Origin of the sequence: Enterobacter sp. Sphag1F, assembly GCF_014193275.1 — a bacterium.
GTDB classification, from domain to species: Bacteria; Pseudomonadota; Gammaproteobacteria; order Enterobacterales; family Enterobacteriaceae; genus Pantoea; species Pantoea symbiotica.
The window spans coordinates 1-14309 of record NZ_JACHZD010000008.1 but is presented as its reverse complement, the minus strand read 5'-3'; the positions used below and the strand labels follow the sequence as shown (position 1 = coordinate 14309).

The window sequence follows — 14309 nt, the reverse complement described above, 5'->3', positions numbered from 1 at the left end:
ATGATGATATTCAGTTATGCAGTGAATGGACGGACTGTTGTGCCTTTTGGCTGGAACAGCTCAGTAATGGCCCAGACCAGCGCATCGAGGCGATCCGGTGATTTTTTAGCGGTGGCAGGTACGTACTCCAGCAGCTGATTCTCCAGCTGATAGAGATTGCCACGGTGCGCCACCCGCCCCTGTTCATATAGCGCCGAGATAGGTTCAGCGCGGGCAAATTTGCCCTTACTGGCATGGACGCGAATGATGCGCCCGCGATAGCCCGCATTACGCAGCGTATCTTCCGCCATGTCACCGCCCTGATTGGTTTCGATAACGATGGCTTCAGCCCGGTGCTCCTCATAAGCCCGGATGGCACGCTTCGCCCAGCCGTTGGGCGAGTATTTCCCCGAATAATCAGCATCAGCGGAGAACAGCCGGTCATTACCGCGCCCGTAGCTGCTCGCCACGACAATGCCCGTTTCGTCACTCTCTTCGCTGTTGGTGGCCTGTGGGTCGATAGCCACAACGGTACGGGACGGCTGAAGCGCAATCTCCAGCGCTCGGGCACCCGACACCAAGGTTTCTGTCCACAGTGCGCCTTCGGCATTAAACCGGCGCGGACGCTGCATGTACTGCGCTTCGGCAGTGCGGCGGTGTGAAAACAGGGAAACCCGGTGCGACTCGTTATGCTTATACGGCCATAGCCAGCCGTCAGGCAGGCCATGCTCAACCGGTAACGCGTGGGTGTTCTCAGGGTAAAGCGCGCTGTAAGACTGACTGTTATCGATAATCACCGGCAGATTCAGGTGATGCCACTCTTCACCGCTGCCACCCCGCAGCAGATAACCGCTCAGGTCGTGATAGTGGATACGCTGCATGATGACCACGATAGGTGTGGTCTCAATGGCCAGACGAGAGCGGATGGTTTCGTTGAAGCGGGTATTCACCCCGTCGCGGATGATTTCGCTGTAGGCATCGTCAGGCTTTACTGCGTCATCAATAATGAGCGCGCCCTGCCAGCCTGGCTCCATGTGCCCGGCACGAAAGCCGGTAACCTGACCCGCAGCTGACGAGGCATACACCCCGCCGCCGTATTCGGTCCACCACATGGCTTTACTGTCCGCATCATCACGAAGTGCCATAGGCCACATGGCCTGATAGGCTGCCGACTTCACGATGCTGCGCGTGGTAGAGGAGTTCAGTAACGCCAGGTTGTGGGAATAGGAAAGATGCATGAAGCGCGCGCGCCGGTTCATCGCCAGCCCCCGGCCCATCATGTTGATGGTGGCCAGTTCGGTCTTGGTGTAGCCCGGTGGAACGTTGATGATTAGTCGCTGGATGTCACCATCAATCACGCGGTCCAGCGTCTGCTGTATGACCTGATGATGTGGCGCCACAATCATTCTGCTGCCGGTGCGCTGCCTGAAGAAGTAGCGGGCGAAGTACATCCCGTCCTCTTCACACTCTATACGTCGTGCAGCAGTCTTATAGTCAGCAGTCGTCATCCTCTAGCATTTCCCGGCGAGCCTGCCGGTATTCCTCGCGGGAGAGCAGTTTAACTTCAACGGGACCTCCATCCTTGCCCGTCAGCGCATGCGTGGCCTGCTCTCTGAAGGCCTGCACTGCAATGTGCTTACCCAGCAATTCCAAGTTCTTCACTTTATCCGGCCACTTGATTTTTTTGAGTATGTTTTCAGTGGTGGTTTCGTCGAAGTTAGTGACTGTCGTCAGCACATCCAGGCCACTCAGTGTCGTGCGCCAGACTTTTGGCCACTCATGAAGAAGTTTAAGGCCACCGTCGTCTTTCAGGATGTCGAGTACGTCCATTTCATCGATCTGAACCAACCGCTGCAGTACGTAATCTGCATTTATCTCAACCCTTTCGTTTCGGGCTGTTTTAAGTTCTATGATGCGCTTCGCAATATCAGGTTTAGAGAGGTTTTCAGAACCCATGCGGCTTGCTGTTTTCTGGCTGTATCCTGCCCGAATGGCGGCCTGTGAAGCGTTTAGATCAACTAGGTACTCACGACAAAACATTTCTTGTTTAGGAGTTAAGGTCTTCAATTCAAACCTCAGATAATCGCCTCGCTCTTTGCAGAAACTGACTCGAATCGAACGAGGGGGCTACCACTAAATTTAGTAGTAAATAATCTGCAATCTCTTCCGATAAATATTCATTCAAGGCGTTAATACATTCTGCTTTACAAACATGCGGACAACTCAGGGATTGCTATGAAAATTACGGCGTATGATCAGAAGGCACTTAAAGAGATTCATCAATGGAAAAACCCACAGATTGGATGGTTTGATAAGGCTCTGAAGGTAATTAATGAACCTTTGAATGCCGCCGGTAATGCAGTTCTTTCAACACCTCTAGTGGGTGAAGCAATCCAGAAAGCGGTTAAAGGGCTTATCAGTGTTTGCAATGATGCGGCACAATGGTCTGTCAGGCCAGAAGCTATCCTTGAGGAATATCGCTCAGATGGACACGTGCACGTCAAATCTCTAAAAGACGTCTCCGGATTATCGCTGGAAGATGCTGACAAGACTGTCGGCTGGCTTGCTGCGAAGTATAAAAGCTTAGCTCTTGCTGAAGGTGCTGGTGCCGGTGCTGCAGGTATAGCTGGAATTGCAATTGATATCCCGACGCTAATTGCTCTAAACCTTCGAGCCATTGGTGAATATGCAACCTATTATGGATTTGACATTGAAAGGCAAGAGGAAAGACTTTTTGCTTTTAACATTCTTGCGCTTTCTTCATCGCCTGCAGAAGCATCCAAAAATGTGGCGATGGCTCAACTTGTAAAAATCTCACAACAAGTCGCCAAAAAACAAACCTGGAAGCAACTTGAGCAACATGCATTCGTAAAAATTATTCAGCAAATAGCCAGCAGCTTGGGAGTCAAGATTACCAAAGCAAAACTGGCTCAAATCATACCTGTAGCTGGCGCGGTGGTGGGCGGCGGATTTAATGCTTATTTCACTTCAAATGTATGTGAAGCTGCATATTATCTTTACAGAGAGCGCTTCTTGGCTGAGCAATATGGCCCTACAGTCATTGACCAAAGTGTCGAACCTGCTGCCACTTTTGAGCCTGACCTACCGGATACATTGGAAGGAGAGTTGATTTGATAGCAGATCAATTAATATCCAAGCTAAATTGTCGGTAACTTTTTTTCCCAAGGAATAATTATGTCAGCGATTGTTAAACGCACAGCAAAAAATGCCGGTGATGCTGGTGAATACTATGTTGCCTACATGTTATCTCGCCTTGGTATAAGCGCAGCTTTAACAACCAGCGGTACAAGTAGAGTAGATATAATCGCGACCATTGACGGTTCTAAGAGCATAAGCATTCAGGTTAAAGGTTCTTGGGCCAGGTCTGCTCCAAGGCAATGGACTGTTGGCAACCACAGACCAATAGTTTCCCCTGACTTGTTTTATGTCTTCTGTAACATGTCTGAGGATATTAACAACACAACAGCCCCTACGATATATGTTGTTCCGAGCCACGACGTAGATGCTTTATCGACATGGCATCATCAGGTGCCGCTTTTCAAAATATCTAAATCAGACGACGATAATTATCTAAATCGCTGGGATCTTATTCAGATTGCACTGGCACGTACTTCATCTTAAGCAAATCTTCCGGCGCGAGATTAATCCAAGCGCCATCTTCCTTAGCACCTCAGCAACACAAATGATTCAGTTTACTATTTTAGGTAGCGAACTTTTCATCAGGCCGATGTGAGTTTCACCTGACTTTGTTACAACTGTGATGCGGTAGGTGTCTGTCATATTGGCTCCAATAAAAAAACCGCACGGAGGCGGCTTGATTATCAGTGAATGTGTTACAGGGTTATTCGTCTCTAACTCATTCACCTTGGACGGTGCGATAAAATGAGCATACAGCTTTCTCTTTCTGTATGTCTTAAATCTCTACAGTATCGTTGTTATTTCTCGCTTCGTCACTGTATGCGGCCTGTTCTGCTTCCTCGAAAGTCGTAGTCACGCAGTGAATGTCATTACATCCACCACCACGCTCATAATCATCGTAAGCAAAAACGATAAAGCGCTTTAAATCTGCCATCTTACCACCAATGTTTGTATTTCATTGGAGTATAAACCGATGTCGCAGCGCTTCACAGCGTAGCTAACCCTATCCCTTGTCGAAGATATTCATCATCAGGCGCACTCGTAAATGCGCCTTGATGTGCTCAGCTCTTAAAGTCGGCTAACCCTTCGCTCTTACGCCATGCCCTGACGGTTGCAACGATTTTCTCCGGAGTGAGATCATCATCGTCGTCATAATAAATCAGGTCGGAGCCTTCCGGGTGCTCCGCCACCGCAATGAAGTTATCCAACAACTCATCTTGGTACGCTTCATTGCCCTCAGCGTTGCAAATCTCACTGACCAACTGAGTAAATTCTGCTTCCGAGTAATCTTCGAATCTTGGCTTTAAGTTCATTGGGCACCCTCATGTTAGGGTGATGTTAACTCAAGATATCATTTTAAGCATTGCTCGTTTATGTACTGCTGCAAGCCGGCTATTTGCTTTCCGGCAACTTCGATTCGACGTCTGAGAGTGAAATAATTGCGTTCAAGGGTGTCATCAGATCGGGGGCTGGCAGCATCATCCACGCAGGAGGTGCCGGTGGCTTTTGCCCTGTAACGTTTGACGTTGAGCTGCAACCGGCGCTTGCCAGTAGCAACATCATCGTGCAGCTGGTCAATAGTCGCCTGAGCATCGGCTAAGTCCCTAGTATATTTGGCATCGAGTGCAGCAACCTCACGTTGGCGTACCTGCATGTCATCTATCATTGCATTTGCTGACTGAAGTGCATCTGTCGCTTTGTCGCGCTCGCTCTGGTAGATGATGGCATTGCTGCGGTAATAAATGGCTATTGAGCCTGCCGCCAGTACGCTGCTTAAGGCAAACGAGGTGATAAGTACACCGGAATTAAAGGTCATCTGCACCACCCGCCAGGCATAGGGAACGCTCAATCTCTCTGCGTTTTATAAGCCCTTTCCACTTTTTACCGCCAGCTAACTTCCAGCGGCGTAATTCATCGCACGCTCCGCTTTGGTCGCCTGCATTGAGCTTTTTCAGAAGGGTGGATTTTGAGAAGGCTTCAGTACCGACGTTATAGGTAAAACTGTAAAGTGCTGCCCGTTGATACTCGTTTAGCGGCACGCTTACCAGGTTATCAACCGTTCGCCTGACTGGCTGCAGGTCAGTCCATATAAGGCGATCGCACTCAGCGTCAGTGTACCTTTTACCTATGACAATATCGGCACCGGTATGCCCGTCGCAAACCGTCAGGACGCCAGTCACATCAAGATAAGGCTCATAAACCCGCCCTTCAATACCGGTTCTGCCACTGAGCAATACGGTGGCAATCATCAGCGCCCCGCCGCCAGCAGCAGCAATCAGTTTTCGACGCAGTGCTTGTGGTATGGCCAAGGTTTATTCCTCGCGCGGATCTTTATCGCAAGATTTGTGATGTAAGGCCTCAATCTGTGCGAGGGCTACTTTTCGCTTATAAAACCAGTTAATCATTAGTGTGAGGAGTGCAAGTGCGATCCCGGTCAGCACGCCAAAGGCACTCCATTCATCCGGGCTGAGCCAGGTCAGAATGCCCTTGGATACCAGCCCTGCCGAAGTACTGTAAGCAGCGCCAGAGGTAAGCCTGTCCATTGTGAAAGTCATGAGCCCTAACTCGTTAAGGTGAGGCGCAGATACACCAGGAAAATGAATATCGCCTCAGGCCATATCATTTGCTGGATGCAGAAAGCAAAAAGCCCCGCTTTCAAGCGAGGCTCTGTTCGTGGATGCCATGAGGGAATTGGCATCGAGAGTAGTTGTGCAGAGTATTATGATGAAAACGAAGGCGTGATTAAAAAGATTATCAGGCACACTACCTTATCCGGCGTGGTTTTCTGAATGGCAATACCCCACGGTTGGGCGCAAGATACCACATAAAATGGAAATGTAAATAGTGAGCTATATAATCGCCAGAAAACATATCGCTTACTACTTAGTGATTTGTTTTAGTTGCTTCTCCGCCCATGATTCTTCCGTCAGTAGTTTGGTTACGAGACTTTCATAGAATGATTTGACGCTTTTGTGCCATGTATCCAGCGATATTTCGGCAGTGATGTGACTAATAATGCCAAAAATATGGGTTGAAGGGATCCGGCTAAACCCTCGCCCACTACAACGCTTGCAGGGCTGGTAAACGGGTACACCCCGGAGCTTTGACTCGCGGCGATTGACGGCTTCGCCACGGCCCTTACAGGATGGACAGGCAGCGCGAACTTTCCGTTTACCTTTGCAGCACGGGCACAGGCCATTATCAAGAATGCCTTTTCCACGACAGACAGGACATTGATTCTCAGTGGCAGCACTGCGTGCAAACTCCATAAAAGCACACACCGACAGGTGGTTAATGACTGATGTTCTGACTGCCGGCGTCAGTTTATTGAGCGCAGGAATATGTTGCGCCTGCTCCCGCGCATAAATACTCAGAAGGCTCACCGCACGCTGCGATTCAGTTTTGCTCAGATTCATTTTTCCTGCAAAGGCTGCATAGCCCAGCGCCGCACGGTGCTGCAGCATGCCTGCTGCAGTCATCACATCACTGGTGGTAAGCGATGAACATGAGCCTTTCGACGGCACATCTCCACGCGATACAGATTTTGGGTTGTGAAATTTGATCAGGTGTTCGAGATTCATGTTGACTCCGTTGCACTGCATCAGGAATGAAGTGATACAGGCAACGGACTGTAGCGATGGAGACGTTCACTTTTCTGAATGAGGTGAAACGATGCAAAGCGGTTTGTGGATAAATGCCCTCTTGCAGACGACCCTGGGTAACTCTGATCGGTCCCTGCCAGTCACGTTCATCCAGATATCTATCAAAGCTTCACCCGTATGATGGCGAGGGCTTGCGCCCTGCTTCCAGCCGATGAGTGTTGAGGCAGCGACATCCAGTTCGTAAGCAATGGCCTGAAGCGAGAACCCGGCTCTGCTGATGTCACAAAGCACTTTGAACCAGTCTGTCTTATAGATGTTGACTAAAGGCACGATGCTCTCCTGAACACGCATAACTTCTGATGAAAACGTTAACCGGAAATCGTGGATGTAAGGGTTGGACTGTCTTACATCCTGGTCAGGTCCTTAAGGCTTTTGAGGCCGAGTTTGTTAGCGCAGTTTTTTCTGTGCTGATATATGGTTTTGACATTTACGTTCAACTGGAGGGACTGCGCAGGGGCTTTCATCCCCTTGATGTAACCATCGATAATCGAGAGTTCGCGCAACGACAGGTGGCATGCGTGATCGTTTCTTATTCGGCCATTCAATGCATCCACGAGTGCAACTCTGAGGCTGTTTACCGGCATAGATGAATAAAGCGTACATTCAGTGTTAGCTATTCTACTGATAAGCCGTTTTTTTTTGTCACACAGATAACGTTCATCATTGATATAAATCAAAATCCGTCCACGCGTTTTTCTTTGCAGAAAGAGGAAAGTATTAAACCATCCTGGAAAGAATATGTTCGCTGAAATGCATACGATCGCGCTGAAGCTAACATCTTCGCGAAAACAAGGCTGCCTTCTAAAAAAATCACGCTCATCCCGGACATAAACGGCATGCGTTGAATGCAGATAACTCAGGTCATCGATAAGACTGAAAAAACCCAATGTTTCAATATTTCGTTCACCGAGCACAAGAAGGTAACCATTTTTGCTGAGCACTATAATATCTTCCCTAACCTGTCGAGTTGAAGAGCTTATTTATACTGCCCCGGAATAATGATGAGAACATGATAATTCCACTCAATCAATACATCTTGAGGTTGCCTGACCAATTGTTACATCCTGACGCATCATTTATAAAAAAATTTAAGGATATTGAATTCATGCCATTACAGAAAACATCAAACTTTATCTATGAGGTTTTTAAGAGAAACATACAGGTGTAACTCTTAAATAATTCACATCGGATGATGAATTGACCAGAAGCATAACTCTGACATAAAATCCCTTCGCCCATTAATAGTAACCAGATGAATTATCATGTTTAAAAAAATGGTCTACACGCTCGTTCTTTCATTATATTCACTGACTAAATGCACTGCCGAGCCTGATAATAATTTATGGCTAAACCCTGACGCTTTTCATTCGGTCCATTCCGGTTACATTGAAGGGTATGAAAATTTTATCTTTGCAGTGCCTGATAAAAACATCTCTGGCGATGAGGCAAAATCCCATCGACTGGATCCCAACCGAAAGCACCAAAAACTTAAAGCTTTAAAAAAGGGACAAAATCAAAAAAGCAGTAGTTACATAGGATAACTGCGCTTTTCGCTTCATGACAAAGCGCGGGTGTGAAGAAAGTGCATTCGGGGAATATTTTTTAGATTAAGCATGTAGTGCTGCCGAGGATGAACAATTTATCTTGCCCGGCAAGAGCCCTGATGCCGTTATGCTCTGCACGCCCCCATAGAAACATCTGCAGCCAGATAACAGACATCATCTGACCTGTGCCGTCATAGTCCACTGTCCAATCCACCCGGCATCAAGCCGGGCACACTAATAAATGAGTTTAAGTTTATCTTAAAGACTTCAAATCATGAGGCTTTACAGGCCTAGCATAATATCCCCCAGACAACAGTAACACACCCAGGTTATTTAATTCCGCATAAAAAAACCAACAACAAAACATCAGCACTGCCACGAGCACTCAATATTTACCCTCAAAGAAAATTCAGATAACTTAACCAGAAATAACTCACACTAGCCTCTTCAGACAAAAACGATAAAACCCGAAAAAAATTAGCATCAAAAAGTGAGGGAGCTCATAACAGCGTTAATTAACACAACCCTGAGAAATTTCACTGCCTTTGCTTAACAGGTGGAGGTTTTCAATATCAGAAATCAGAATTTCTGGCACTCTGCAGGAGAATCACACATGGATTATTTTATCAAAGGCTGGACTATTGCAGCGACAATCTATACCTGCCTCAATGTAAGTGAAAAGCTATGCCAGATGTTTCCTGATAAACAACTCACGATTTGTATTATTGGCATATGCCTCAATGTCGCCCTCAACGTCATGCTTTTCTCATACCCTAATCGCGGGCGAGAATAACCAGCAGCTCCATGAGTTAACTATTCCTTCATGCAGAACCGGATAAATTCAGGATTACGCATCTCGTGTGCGCAAATATGTGCATTTTCCCGACATCATTTGCCAGTGCAAGAACCGGCTACATGTGTCCGAAAGGGATACATTCTGGTTTTAATATTTCTCTCAGTAAGCCGATAAGACCAAGGAAAACCCATGAATAAGGATGTTAGCACGGGTAACACACTGAACCTGATGGCCATCATTGCAGTATCGTTAAGCACGGTCATTGCGATGCTAGACAGTACAATCGCTAATGTCGCGCTCCCTGTGATTGCGCGTGAGTTTTCAATCAGTGAGTCCAACTCCATTCTGATCGTCAATGCTTATCAGTTCGCCGTGGTCGCATCACTGCTTCCACTGGCGGCACTGGGAAAATCCGTGGGTATCACGCGCGTATTTAATACAGGCGTACTCTTATTCGCGCTGTCATCACTGGGCTGCGCGTTATCTGAAAGTCTGGAAATGCTGACGGTATTTCGCGTGGTACAGGGTTTCAGTGCAGCGGCGATTTTGAGCGTGAATGCGGCACTGATCAAAGCTATCTATCCCGCAAGCCTGCTGGGCAGAGGTTTGGGCGTGAACGTTATGCTGGTCTCCGTTGCCGCAGCGGCCGGGCCATCAATTGCCTCTGCCATCCTTGCTGTGGCGAGCTGGAACTGGCTTTTCACCATCAATGTACCTGTTGCGGCGGTATCGTTACTGATTAGCGTAGTCTTTCTGAATAAGAGCCCGGCTGAAAAGGGAACGTTTGATCGCACAGGAGCCATCATCGTATTTATGCTTGGTCTCCTTTTCTCATGCACTGTTTTCGGCATGACGCGGCAAAAGATGTTTTTTGCGATGGTGAGCCTGATTGTATTTGTACTGTTGCTGGAAACGTTTTACCTGAACCAGAAACACAAGGTTGAAAAGGCGCTGATACCTCTAGCCGTCTTCCACAGTAAAACGTTAAGCCTCTCACTTCTGATGTCAGCGCTCTCCTATGCAACACAACTGCTGGCCTATGTATCGCTTCCCTTCTACCTTCACAATGTGCTCCATCGCGATATCGTGTCAACAGGGTTACTTCTGACTGCCTGGCCACTGGCAACAATGTTTACTTCGGTTCTGGCAGGCAACCTGCTGAAAAAATATGACTGTAATATCATTGGAGCCGCAGGTCTTGGGTTGTTGTTTGCCGGCATGCTGCTGACCGCTGCCCTGCCGGTGGTACCCGGAAATATTGATATTATCTGGCGAGTCGCGCTATGTGGTGCGGGCTTCGGACTTTTTCAGTCACCGAATAACTATCTCATCATGACTTCAGTAAACGATGAAAATACCAGCGTCGCCAGCGGTCTGTTAGGAAGCTCGAGGCTCCTGGGTCAGATTGTGGGTTCGGCACTGGTTGCACTGTTTTTTAACATCAATGTGAATGATCCAATCAACTGCAGCCTCATAACAGGAGCGTGCTTTTCCTTCTTTTCTCTTGCAGTCAGCTACTGGCGATACATATCGGCAAAGCCTCATTAAAGCCATAAAACCTGGGAAGATGAGATTTGTCGCCGGGTGACTTCAATCATAAAGGCATTACTAAGTGGTTCCGGGTTTCTGTTATCGTTTCAGACTACTGCAGCGGTCAGTAGTAAACTTCACTTCGCTACGGGCAGATCCTCATACCGCGTCGTGTATGCCGGTGACAGCATCTCACGCTTCATCTCCCAGGATTTCTGGATCCCCTGACCTGCAAACCATAACTTCCCCTTCCCGCTCTGGTTTAGGCCATCAACAACACGCATCAGCGCCTCACTGTTGGCCTGAGGCTTAAATTCATCAAAGAGATTGAGTTGAGAAACGCCCTGGCTGTAAAAATCTCCTAGCATCACCCCTGCTTTCATATAGCGGCACCCGTCCCGCCATATATGGTCGAGCCCCTGCATAGCAACTCTGATGATGTCGCGCGTGTCGTTGGAGGGAGTTAGCAGCTTACCCATCGCCTGGTTTCCATAGAACACTTCACCTTCAGCGTGTGGGCTGGTCCGGACAAACACCGCTACCTGACTACAGTACTGGCGTTCCCTTCTCAGCTTCTCAGCCGAGCGCTCTGCATACGAGCAAACCGCCTGACGCATATCCATATACTCGGTTATGCGCGAGCCGAAGGATCGTGAGCAGACGATTTGCTGCTTGGTAGGCGCAAATTCTTCCAGCGCGAGGCAAGGCTCGCCCCGCAGCTCGCGCACCGTTCGCTCCAGCACAACGTTGAAGTGCTTACGGATGATATATGTGCTTTGCTCCGACAGGTCTTTCGCGGTGATGATGCCCATAGCATTTAGCTTCTTACTTATGCGCCGGCCAACACCCCATACTTCTTCGACCGGAACCAGCGCCATCAGCTTCCGCTGGCGCTCAATGTTTGACAGGTCAACAACGCCGCCGGTCTGCGTCCACTTTTTGGCAGCGTAATTTGCTAATTTTGCTAACGTTTTAGTTTGCGCGATACCGACGCCTACTGTCAGATGCGTGTTGCGTCTGACGCGTTCACGAACTTCTCGCCCAAAATCTTCAAGAACCCGGCAATTTCTCAGACCTGTCAGGTCCAGGAAGGCCTCATCGATTGAGTACACCTCGACGGATGGCGCCATAGCTTCCAATGTTGTCATTACGCGATTGCTAAAATCTGCATACAGCGCGTAGTTGGAGCTAAACACTTGAATCTTGTGTCTGCGTATTTCATCTTTAAGCTTAAAGTAAGGTGCGCCCATGGGGATATTCAGCGCTTTGACTTCCGCGCTGCGTGCAATGACACAGCCGTCATTATTACTTAAAACCAGCACTGGCTTTCCCCATAAGTCAGGTCGGAAAACCTTCTCGCAGGCGCAATAAAAATTATTAACGTCCACCAGCGCGAACATTACCGGGCCATCGATTTAATCGAGTATTTGACCACTCCAAAAATTTCAAACTGGTCAGGATCGTTGACCGGAATGATAACGTGCGCTGGATTCATTGGCTTCAGGTGCAGGCAAGGTTTGGTCATGAGCTGTTTCACCGTGAACTCTCCCTCGATGGCCGCCACAATAATGTCGCCATGATCAGCTTTCACTGAGCTGTCCACCACCAGCATATCGCCATCACTGATGCCACCTTCAATCATGGAGTCACCGCTTACCCTGATGAAATAAGTTGAGCTGGGATGGCTGACAAGCAGACTGTTAAGATCGATTCGCTGTTCAACATAGTCCTGTGCAGGAGAAGGAAACCCACATGGGACGCGCTCAATAAATAATGGCAGCGCTAATATGGCGCGGATTTTTGCAGGCTTGTAGAACTTCATGGCTGTAGTCTCAATTGATGAATTTCAGAACAAAATTAAAAGAAAATTTAATATTTTATTTATTCTCAACCGTTTGGATTGAACACCTGAAACACCCGCTCATCACCTTCCGCTGTGGAAATATCCCGGAAAACTGACTTGTGCGCTTCTATCCAGTTGTTGGCTTCGCGCGGTGTGTAATGCCAGTTGAGCCGCTTAAGCTCAGTGACAAAATCGAGTGTACTGACGGTGTATCGGCCAGCGGCATCGCGTTTGATTGCGAACCTAAAGGCGTCTTTGATTTCGTAGTCGCGGGGCATGGTTATAACCCTCCCTGATAGATACTGTACATAAATACAGTAATATCGATCGCAAGGATCGATCAAGTCAATTGCATGAGGTTTTTGCGAAGGGACTGGCAGGCAAAGAAATTTATATTGCAGTTGACTTTATGAGGGGCAAAAACTGGCTGAATACACAGATGTGAAAAAATACAGCAGTTAAGCTGATCTTTTTATTGAGGTTTTTGTGCTGCCTGGATATTATCCGAAGATGTGGTCAGTAAGTGTGCGCCACATAAGGGAAAGCCCCAAGTTGCGTCAACAACATGGGGCCGATAAAAACAGTCAGTGCTTGAATGTTTTCTTGAGATCTCGTTTTTGAGATTATCTCAAGCGAGATCCCGTGTAAAGCGTTCGGCACCTTATTTTTCAAGGTGCTTTATGAAAATTATTTGTAAACAAGGCCATCGCCGCAATCAGATGTTCGAGGTTCTTCCGGAGAACCAAGGTCAAACTGGGCGCCATAAATGCGCTGGTTGTGCGTATGATTTAGGTAAGTGGCACGCAATGATTGGCGTTCCAAAAGCTAGTGATGACGGTGTGCTCGCCGACCTAGCAGAAAGTCAGGCAAGTTATGTTCGCCACAAGGATGCATTCACTGCATACCTAATGGGATACGAGCATGGACTGAAGCTACAAAACGTTGCGTAATTACTGACCCGGCCGCCGTGCCGGGTTTTCTTTTGGCTCAGTGTTTGCTGACTCCATAAAGATACATTGCCAGCTCTGCCACGCAACTCCTGGCCTCATCCTCAAACATTGCGGCCATATAACCGACCAGTGAATCGTTCGTAATCGGTATACCTTCGTCAAGCATGTTTATAACAGCCTGCCCCATAACGCTGCGTACTGCATCCATCGCCAGGTCACAAACCTCAATGTCCATGCATCCTCCTGTTGTAATTTCTCTACGGTACGCCCGCAGCTGAGCTTCGATATAAGAAACGGCTCAATGGCAGAATTCTGAAGTTGAGGTTTTGCGATGAAATTTTGCGCGCGCCTTATAGCAAAACAGTCCCGCTCGATTATGATTAATCCGTAACACACAGCAAACGTGTTGCGTACGAAATGACTTAGCCTGAGAACTTATTAGCCCGCTCCGGCGGGCTTTTTTTATCGACGGACTGACAAATCCTAAACGGCTGTCTAAGCTCAATTTGTCTCACTTTCTTCCCGAGACGACTGTCAACCTGTTGGAAATGTTAGGCTCCATTTTTTGCCGCCCGGAATCCATTGCTCCGGGCTTTTTACCTACACTTTCTGGCTGTAATTTTGGCTTGTATCAACAACGAGCATCCCCCACTAAGACAGTGTAGTTTGGAGCTGACTACTGGAATAACTGAAAACTTAATACTGCTCATCTTCGCTTATGGCGCGAAGCGGATACGCGTGCCAGGTCCGCTATGAGCGAAAAGCGGACCTTACCGTCGGTGACTGACCATTATACAAATGCATTCACAACTCGCGACCGGGCGCGGTGCCTGATACTCTCATACC

General features: G+C 48.0%; 20 protein-coding genes. 6 read left to right on the top strand and 14 right to left on the bottom strand.

All coding sequences use genetic code 11. The features are described from left to right. Positions 1–14: 14 nt before the first annotated feature. Both FHW71_RS21005 and FHW71_RS21000 read right to left on the bottom strand, forming a co-directional pair. Positions 15–1487, bottom strand: a complete 1473-nt coding sequence (locus tag FHW71_RS21005) for a DNA-packaging protein (protein WP_179452926.1) — start codon at positions 1485–1487, stop codon at positions 15–17. Beyond that, complete coding sequence (locus FHW71_RS21000) at positions 1474–2046, bottom strand: terminase small subunit (protein ID WP_179452925.1); 573 nt, start codon at positions 2044–2046, stop codon at positions 1474–1476. The genes FHW71_RS21005 and FHW71_RS21000 overlap by 14 nt, the downstream gene beginning before the upstream one ends. A 168-nt stretch (positions 2047–2214) precedes the next feature. Here FHW71_RS21000 and FHW71_RS20995 point away from each other — a divergent pair, with 168 nt between their 5' ends. Both FHW71_RS20995 and FHW71_RS20990 read left to right on the top strand, forming a co-directional pair. Then, positions 2215–3114, top strand: coding sequence for an EcsC family protein (locus tag FHW71_RS20995; protein WP_179452924.1), 900 nt, complete (start codon positions 2215–2217; stop codon positions 3112–3114). 60 nt (positions 3115–3174) lie between these two features. Beyond that, on the top strand, positions 3175–3621 hold the full coding sequence (locus FHW71_RS20990) for a hypothetical protein (RefSeq protein ID WP_101761623.1): 447 nt from the start codon (positions 3175–3177) through the stop codon (positions 3619–3621). Positions 3622–3913: 292 nt separating this feature from the next. Here the strand turns inward: FHW71_RS20990 and FHW71_RS20985 are convergent, their stop codons facing one another. From FHW71_RS20985 to FHW71_RS24165, 8 genes are all read right to left on the bottom strand, one after another. Next, positions 3914–4072: a hypothetical protein gene (locus FHW71_RS20985; RefSeq protein WP_157179230.1), complete on the bottom strand. Its 159-nt coding sequence runs from the start codon at positions 4070–4072 to the stop codon at positions 3914–3916. A gap of 127 nt (positions 4073–4199) precedes the next feature. Beyond that, positions 4200–4451, bottom strand: a complete 252-nt coding sequence (locus FHW71_RS20980) for a bacteriocin immunity protein (RefSeq protein ID WP_008101714.1) — start codon at positions 4449–4451, stop codon at positions 4200–4202. A gap of 38 nt (positions 4452–4489) precedes the next feature. Continuing rightward, positions 4490–4954 carry a lysis protein gene (locus FHW71_RS20975; RefSeq protein WP_008101716.1) on the bottom strand — a complete coding sequence of 155 codons (465 nt, stop codon included), beginning with the start codon at positions 4952–4954 and terminating at the stop codon, positions 4490–4492. Continuing rightward, on the bottom strand, positions 4944–5447 hold the full coding sequence (locus FHW71_RS20970) for a lysozyme (RefSeq protein ID WP_008101719.1): 504 nt from the start codon (positions 5445–5447) through the stop codon (positions 4944–4946). Before FHW71_RS20970 ends, FHW71_RS20975 begins: the two co-directional genes overlap by 11 nt. A 3-nt stretch (positions 5448–5450) precedes the next feature. Beyond that, on the bottom strand, positions 5451–5693 hold the full coding sequence (locus FHW71_RS20965) for a phage holin (RefSeq protein ID WP_008101721.1): 243 nt from the start codon (positions 5691–5693) through the stop codon (positions 5451–5453). A gap of 324 nt (positions 5694–6017) precedes the next feature. Further along, on the bottom strand, positions 6018–6719 hold the full coding sequence (locus FHW71_RS20960) for an antitermination protein (RefSeq protein ID WP_008101723.1): 702 nt from the start codon (positions 6717–6719) through the stop codon (positions 6018–6020). A gap of 66 nt (positions 6720–6785) precedes the next feature. Then, positions 6786–7070, bottom strand: a complete 285-nt coding sequence (locus FHW71_RS20955; RefSeq protein ID WP_052025980.1) for a hypothetical protein — start codon at positions 7068–7070, stop codon at positions 6786–6788. A 74-nt stretch (positions 7071–7144) separates the two neighbouring features. Beyond that, positions 7145–7741, bottom strand: coding sequence for a LuxR C-terminal-related transcriptional regulator (locus FHW71_RS24165; RefSeq protein ID WP_008101725.1), 597 nt, complete (start codon positions 7739–7741; stop codon positions 7145–7147). Between the two features lie 321 nt (positions 7742–8062). Here FHW71_RS24165 and FHW71_RS20945 point away from each other — a divergent pair, with 321 nt between their 5' ends. The 3 genes from FHW71_RS20945 (at position 8063) to FHW71_RS20935 (ending at position 10688) form a co-directional block, all read left to right on the top strand. Continuing rightward, positions 8063–8341 carry a hypothetical protein gene (locus FHW71_RS20945; protein WP_036647553.1) on the top strand — a complete coding sequence of 93 codons (279 nt, stop codon included), beginning with the start codon at positions 8063–8065 and terminating at the stop codon, positions 8339–8341. Between the two features lie 616 nt (positions 8342–8957). After that, a complete protein-coding gene (locus tag FHW71_RS20940) occupies positions 8958–9137 on the top strand; it encodes a hypothetical protein (protein ID WP_008101727.1) in 180 nt (59 codons plus the stop codon). Between the two features lie 192 nt (positions 9138–9329). Beyond that, positions 9330–10688 carry an MFS transporter gene (locus tag FHW71_RS20935; protein ID WP_008101731.1) on the top strand — a complete coding sequence of 453 codons (1359 nt, stop codon included), beginning with the start codon at positions 9330–9332 and terminating at the stop codon, positions 10686–10688. Positions 10689–10807: 119 nt separating this feature from the next. On the opposite strand, the gene umuC is transcribed toward FHW71_RS20935, so the two are convergent. The 3 genes from umuC to FHW71_RS20920 all read right to left on the bottom strand — a co-directional run bounded on the left by umuC (position 10808) and on the right by FHW71_RS20920 (position 12791). After that, entirely contained in the window at positions 10808–12070 is a 1263-nt protein-coding gene (gene umuC / locus FHW71_RS20930) for a translesion error-prone DNA polymerase V subunit UmuC (RefSeq protein ID WP_008101732.1), read from the bottom strand. Beyond that, positions 12070–12492 carry a translesion error-prone DNA polymerase V autoproteolytic subunit gene (gene umuD / locus FHW71_RS20925; protein ID WP_008101733.1) on the bottom strand — a complete coding sequence of 141 codons (423 nt, stop codon included), beginning with the start codon at positions 12490–12492 and terminating at the stop codon, positions 12070–12072. The genes umuC and umuD overlap by 1 nt, the downstream gene beginning before the upstream one ends. Before the next feature lie 65 nt (positions 12493–12557). Continuing rightward, the gene (locus FHW71_RS20920) at positions 12558–12791 is read right to left on the bottom strand and encodes a hypothetical protein (protein ID WP_008101736.1); all 234 of its coding nucleotides are present in this window, start codon (positions 12789–12791) and stop codon (positions 12558–12560) included. A 402-nt stretch (positions 12792–13193) separates the two neighbouring features. On the opposite strand from FHW71_RS20920, the gene FHW71_RS20915 reads away from it, so the two are divergent. Beyond that, positions 13194–13463 carry a hypothetical protein gene (locus tag FHW71_RS20915; protein WP_008101739.1) on the top strand — a complete coding sequence of 90 codons (270 nt, stop codon included), beginning with the start codon at positions 13194–13196 and terminating at the stop codon, positions 13461–13463. A gap of 37 nt (positions 13464–13500) precedes the next feature. Here FHW71_RS20915 and FHW71_RS20910 read toward each other — a convergent pair whose 3' ends face one another. Next, positions 13501–13698 carry a hypothetical protein gene (locus FHW71_RS20910; protein WP_008101740.1) on the bottom strand — a complete coding sequence of 66 codons (198 nt, stop codon included), beginning with the start codon at positions 13696–13698 and terminating at the stop codon, positions 13501–13503. Between the last annotated feature and the right edge of the window lie 611 nt (positions 13699–14309).

Excerpts from the sequence above, each read along its gene's own strand:
- FHW71_RS21005 (WP_179452926.1), bottom strand. The coding sequence starts at position 1,487 with ATGACGACTGCTGACTATAAGACTGCTGCACGACGTATAGAGTGTGAA.
- FHW71_RS20995 (WP_179452924.1), top strand. The coding sequence starts at position 2,215 with ATGAAAATTACGGCGTATGATCAGAAGGCACTTAAAGAGATTCATCAA.
- FHW71_RS20990 (WP_101761623.1), top strand. The coding sequence starts at position 3,175 with ATGTCAGCGATTGTTAAACGCACAGCAAAAAATGCCGGTGATGCTGGT.
- FHW71_RS20985 (WP_157179230.1), bottom strand. The coding sequence starts at position 4,072 with ATGGCAGATTTAAAGCGCTTTATCGTTTTTGCTTACGATGATTATGAG.
- FHW71_RS20980 (WP_008101714.1), bottom strand. The coding sequence starts at position 4,451 with ATGAACTTAAAGCCAAGATTCGAAGATTACTCGGAAGCAGAATTTACT.
- FHW71_RS20975 (WP_008101716.1), bottom strand. The coding sequence starts at position 4,954 with ATGACCTTTAATTCCGGTGTACTTATCACCTCGTTTGCCTTAAGCAGC.
- FHW71_RS20965 (WP_008101721.1), bottom strand. The coding sequence starts at position 5,693 with ATGACTTTCACAATGGACAGGCTTACCTCTGGCGCTGCTTACAGTACT.
- FHW71_RS20960 (WP_008101723.1), bottom strand. The coding sequence starts at position 6,719 with ATGAATCTCGAACACCTGATCAAATTTCACAACCCAAAATCTGTATCG.
- FHW71_RS20945 (WP_036647553.1), top strand. The coding sequence starts at position 8,063 with ATGTTTAAAAAAATGGTCTACACGCTCGTTCTTTCATTATATTCACTG.
- FHW71_RS20940 (WP_008101727.1), top strand. The coding sequence starts at position 8,958 with ATGGATTATTTTATCAAAGGCTGGACTATTGCAGCGACAATCTATACC.
- FHW71_RS20935 (WP_008101731.1), top strand. The coding sequence starts at position 9,330 with ATGAATAAGGATGTTAGCACGGGTAACACACTGAACCTGATGGCCATC.
- umuC (WP_008101732.1), bottom strand. The coding sequence starts at position 12,070 with ATGTTCGCGCTGGTGGACGTTAATAATTTTTATTGCGCCTGCGAGAAG.
- umuD (WP_008101733.1), bottom strand. The coding sequence starts at position 12,492 with ATGAAGTTCTACAAGCCTGCAAAAATCCGCGCCATATTAGCGCTGCCA.
- FHW71_RS20920 (WP_008101736.1), bottom strand. The coding sequence starts at position 12,791 with ATGCCCCGCGACTACGAAATCAAAGACGCCTTTAGGTTCGCAATCAAA.
- FHW71_RS20915 (WP_008101739.1), top strand. The coding sequence starts at position 13,194 with ATGAAAATTATTTGTAAACAAGGCCATCGCCGCAATCAGATGTTCGAG.
- FHW71_RS20910 (WP_008101740.1), bottom strand. The coding sequence starts at position 13,698 with ATGGACATTGAGGTTTGTGACCTGGCGATGGATGCAGTACGCAGCGTT.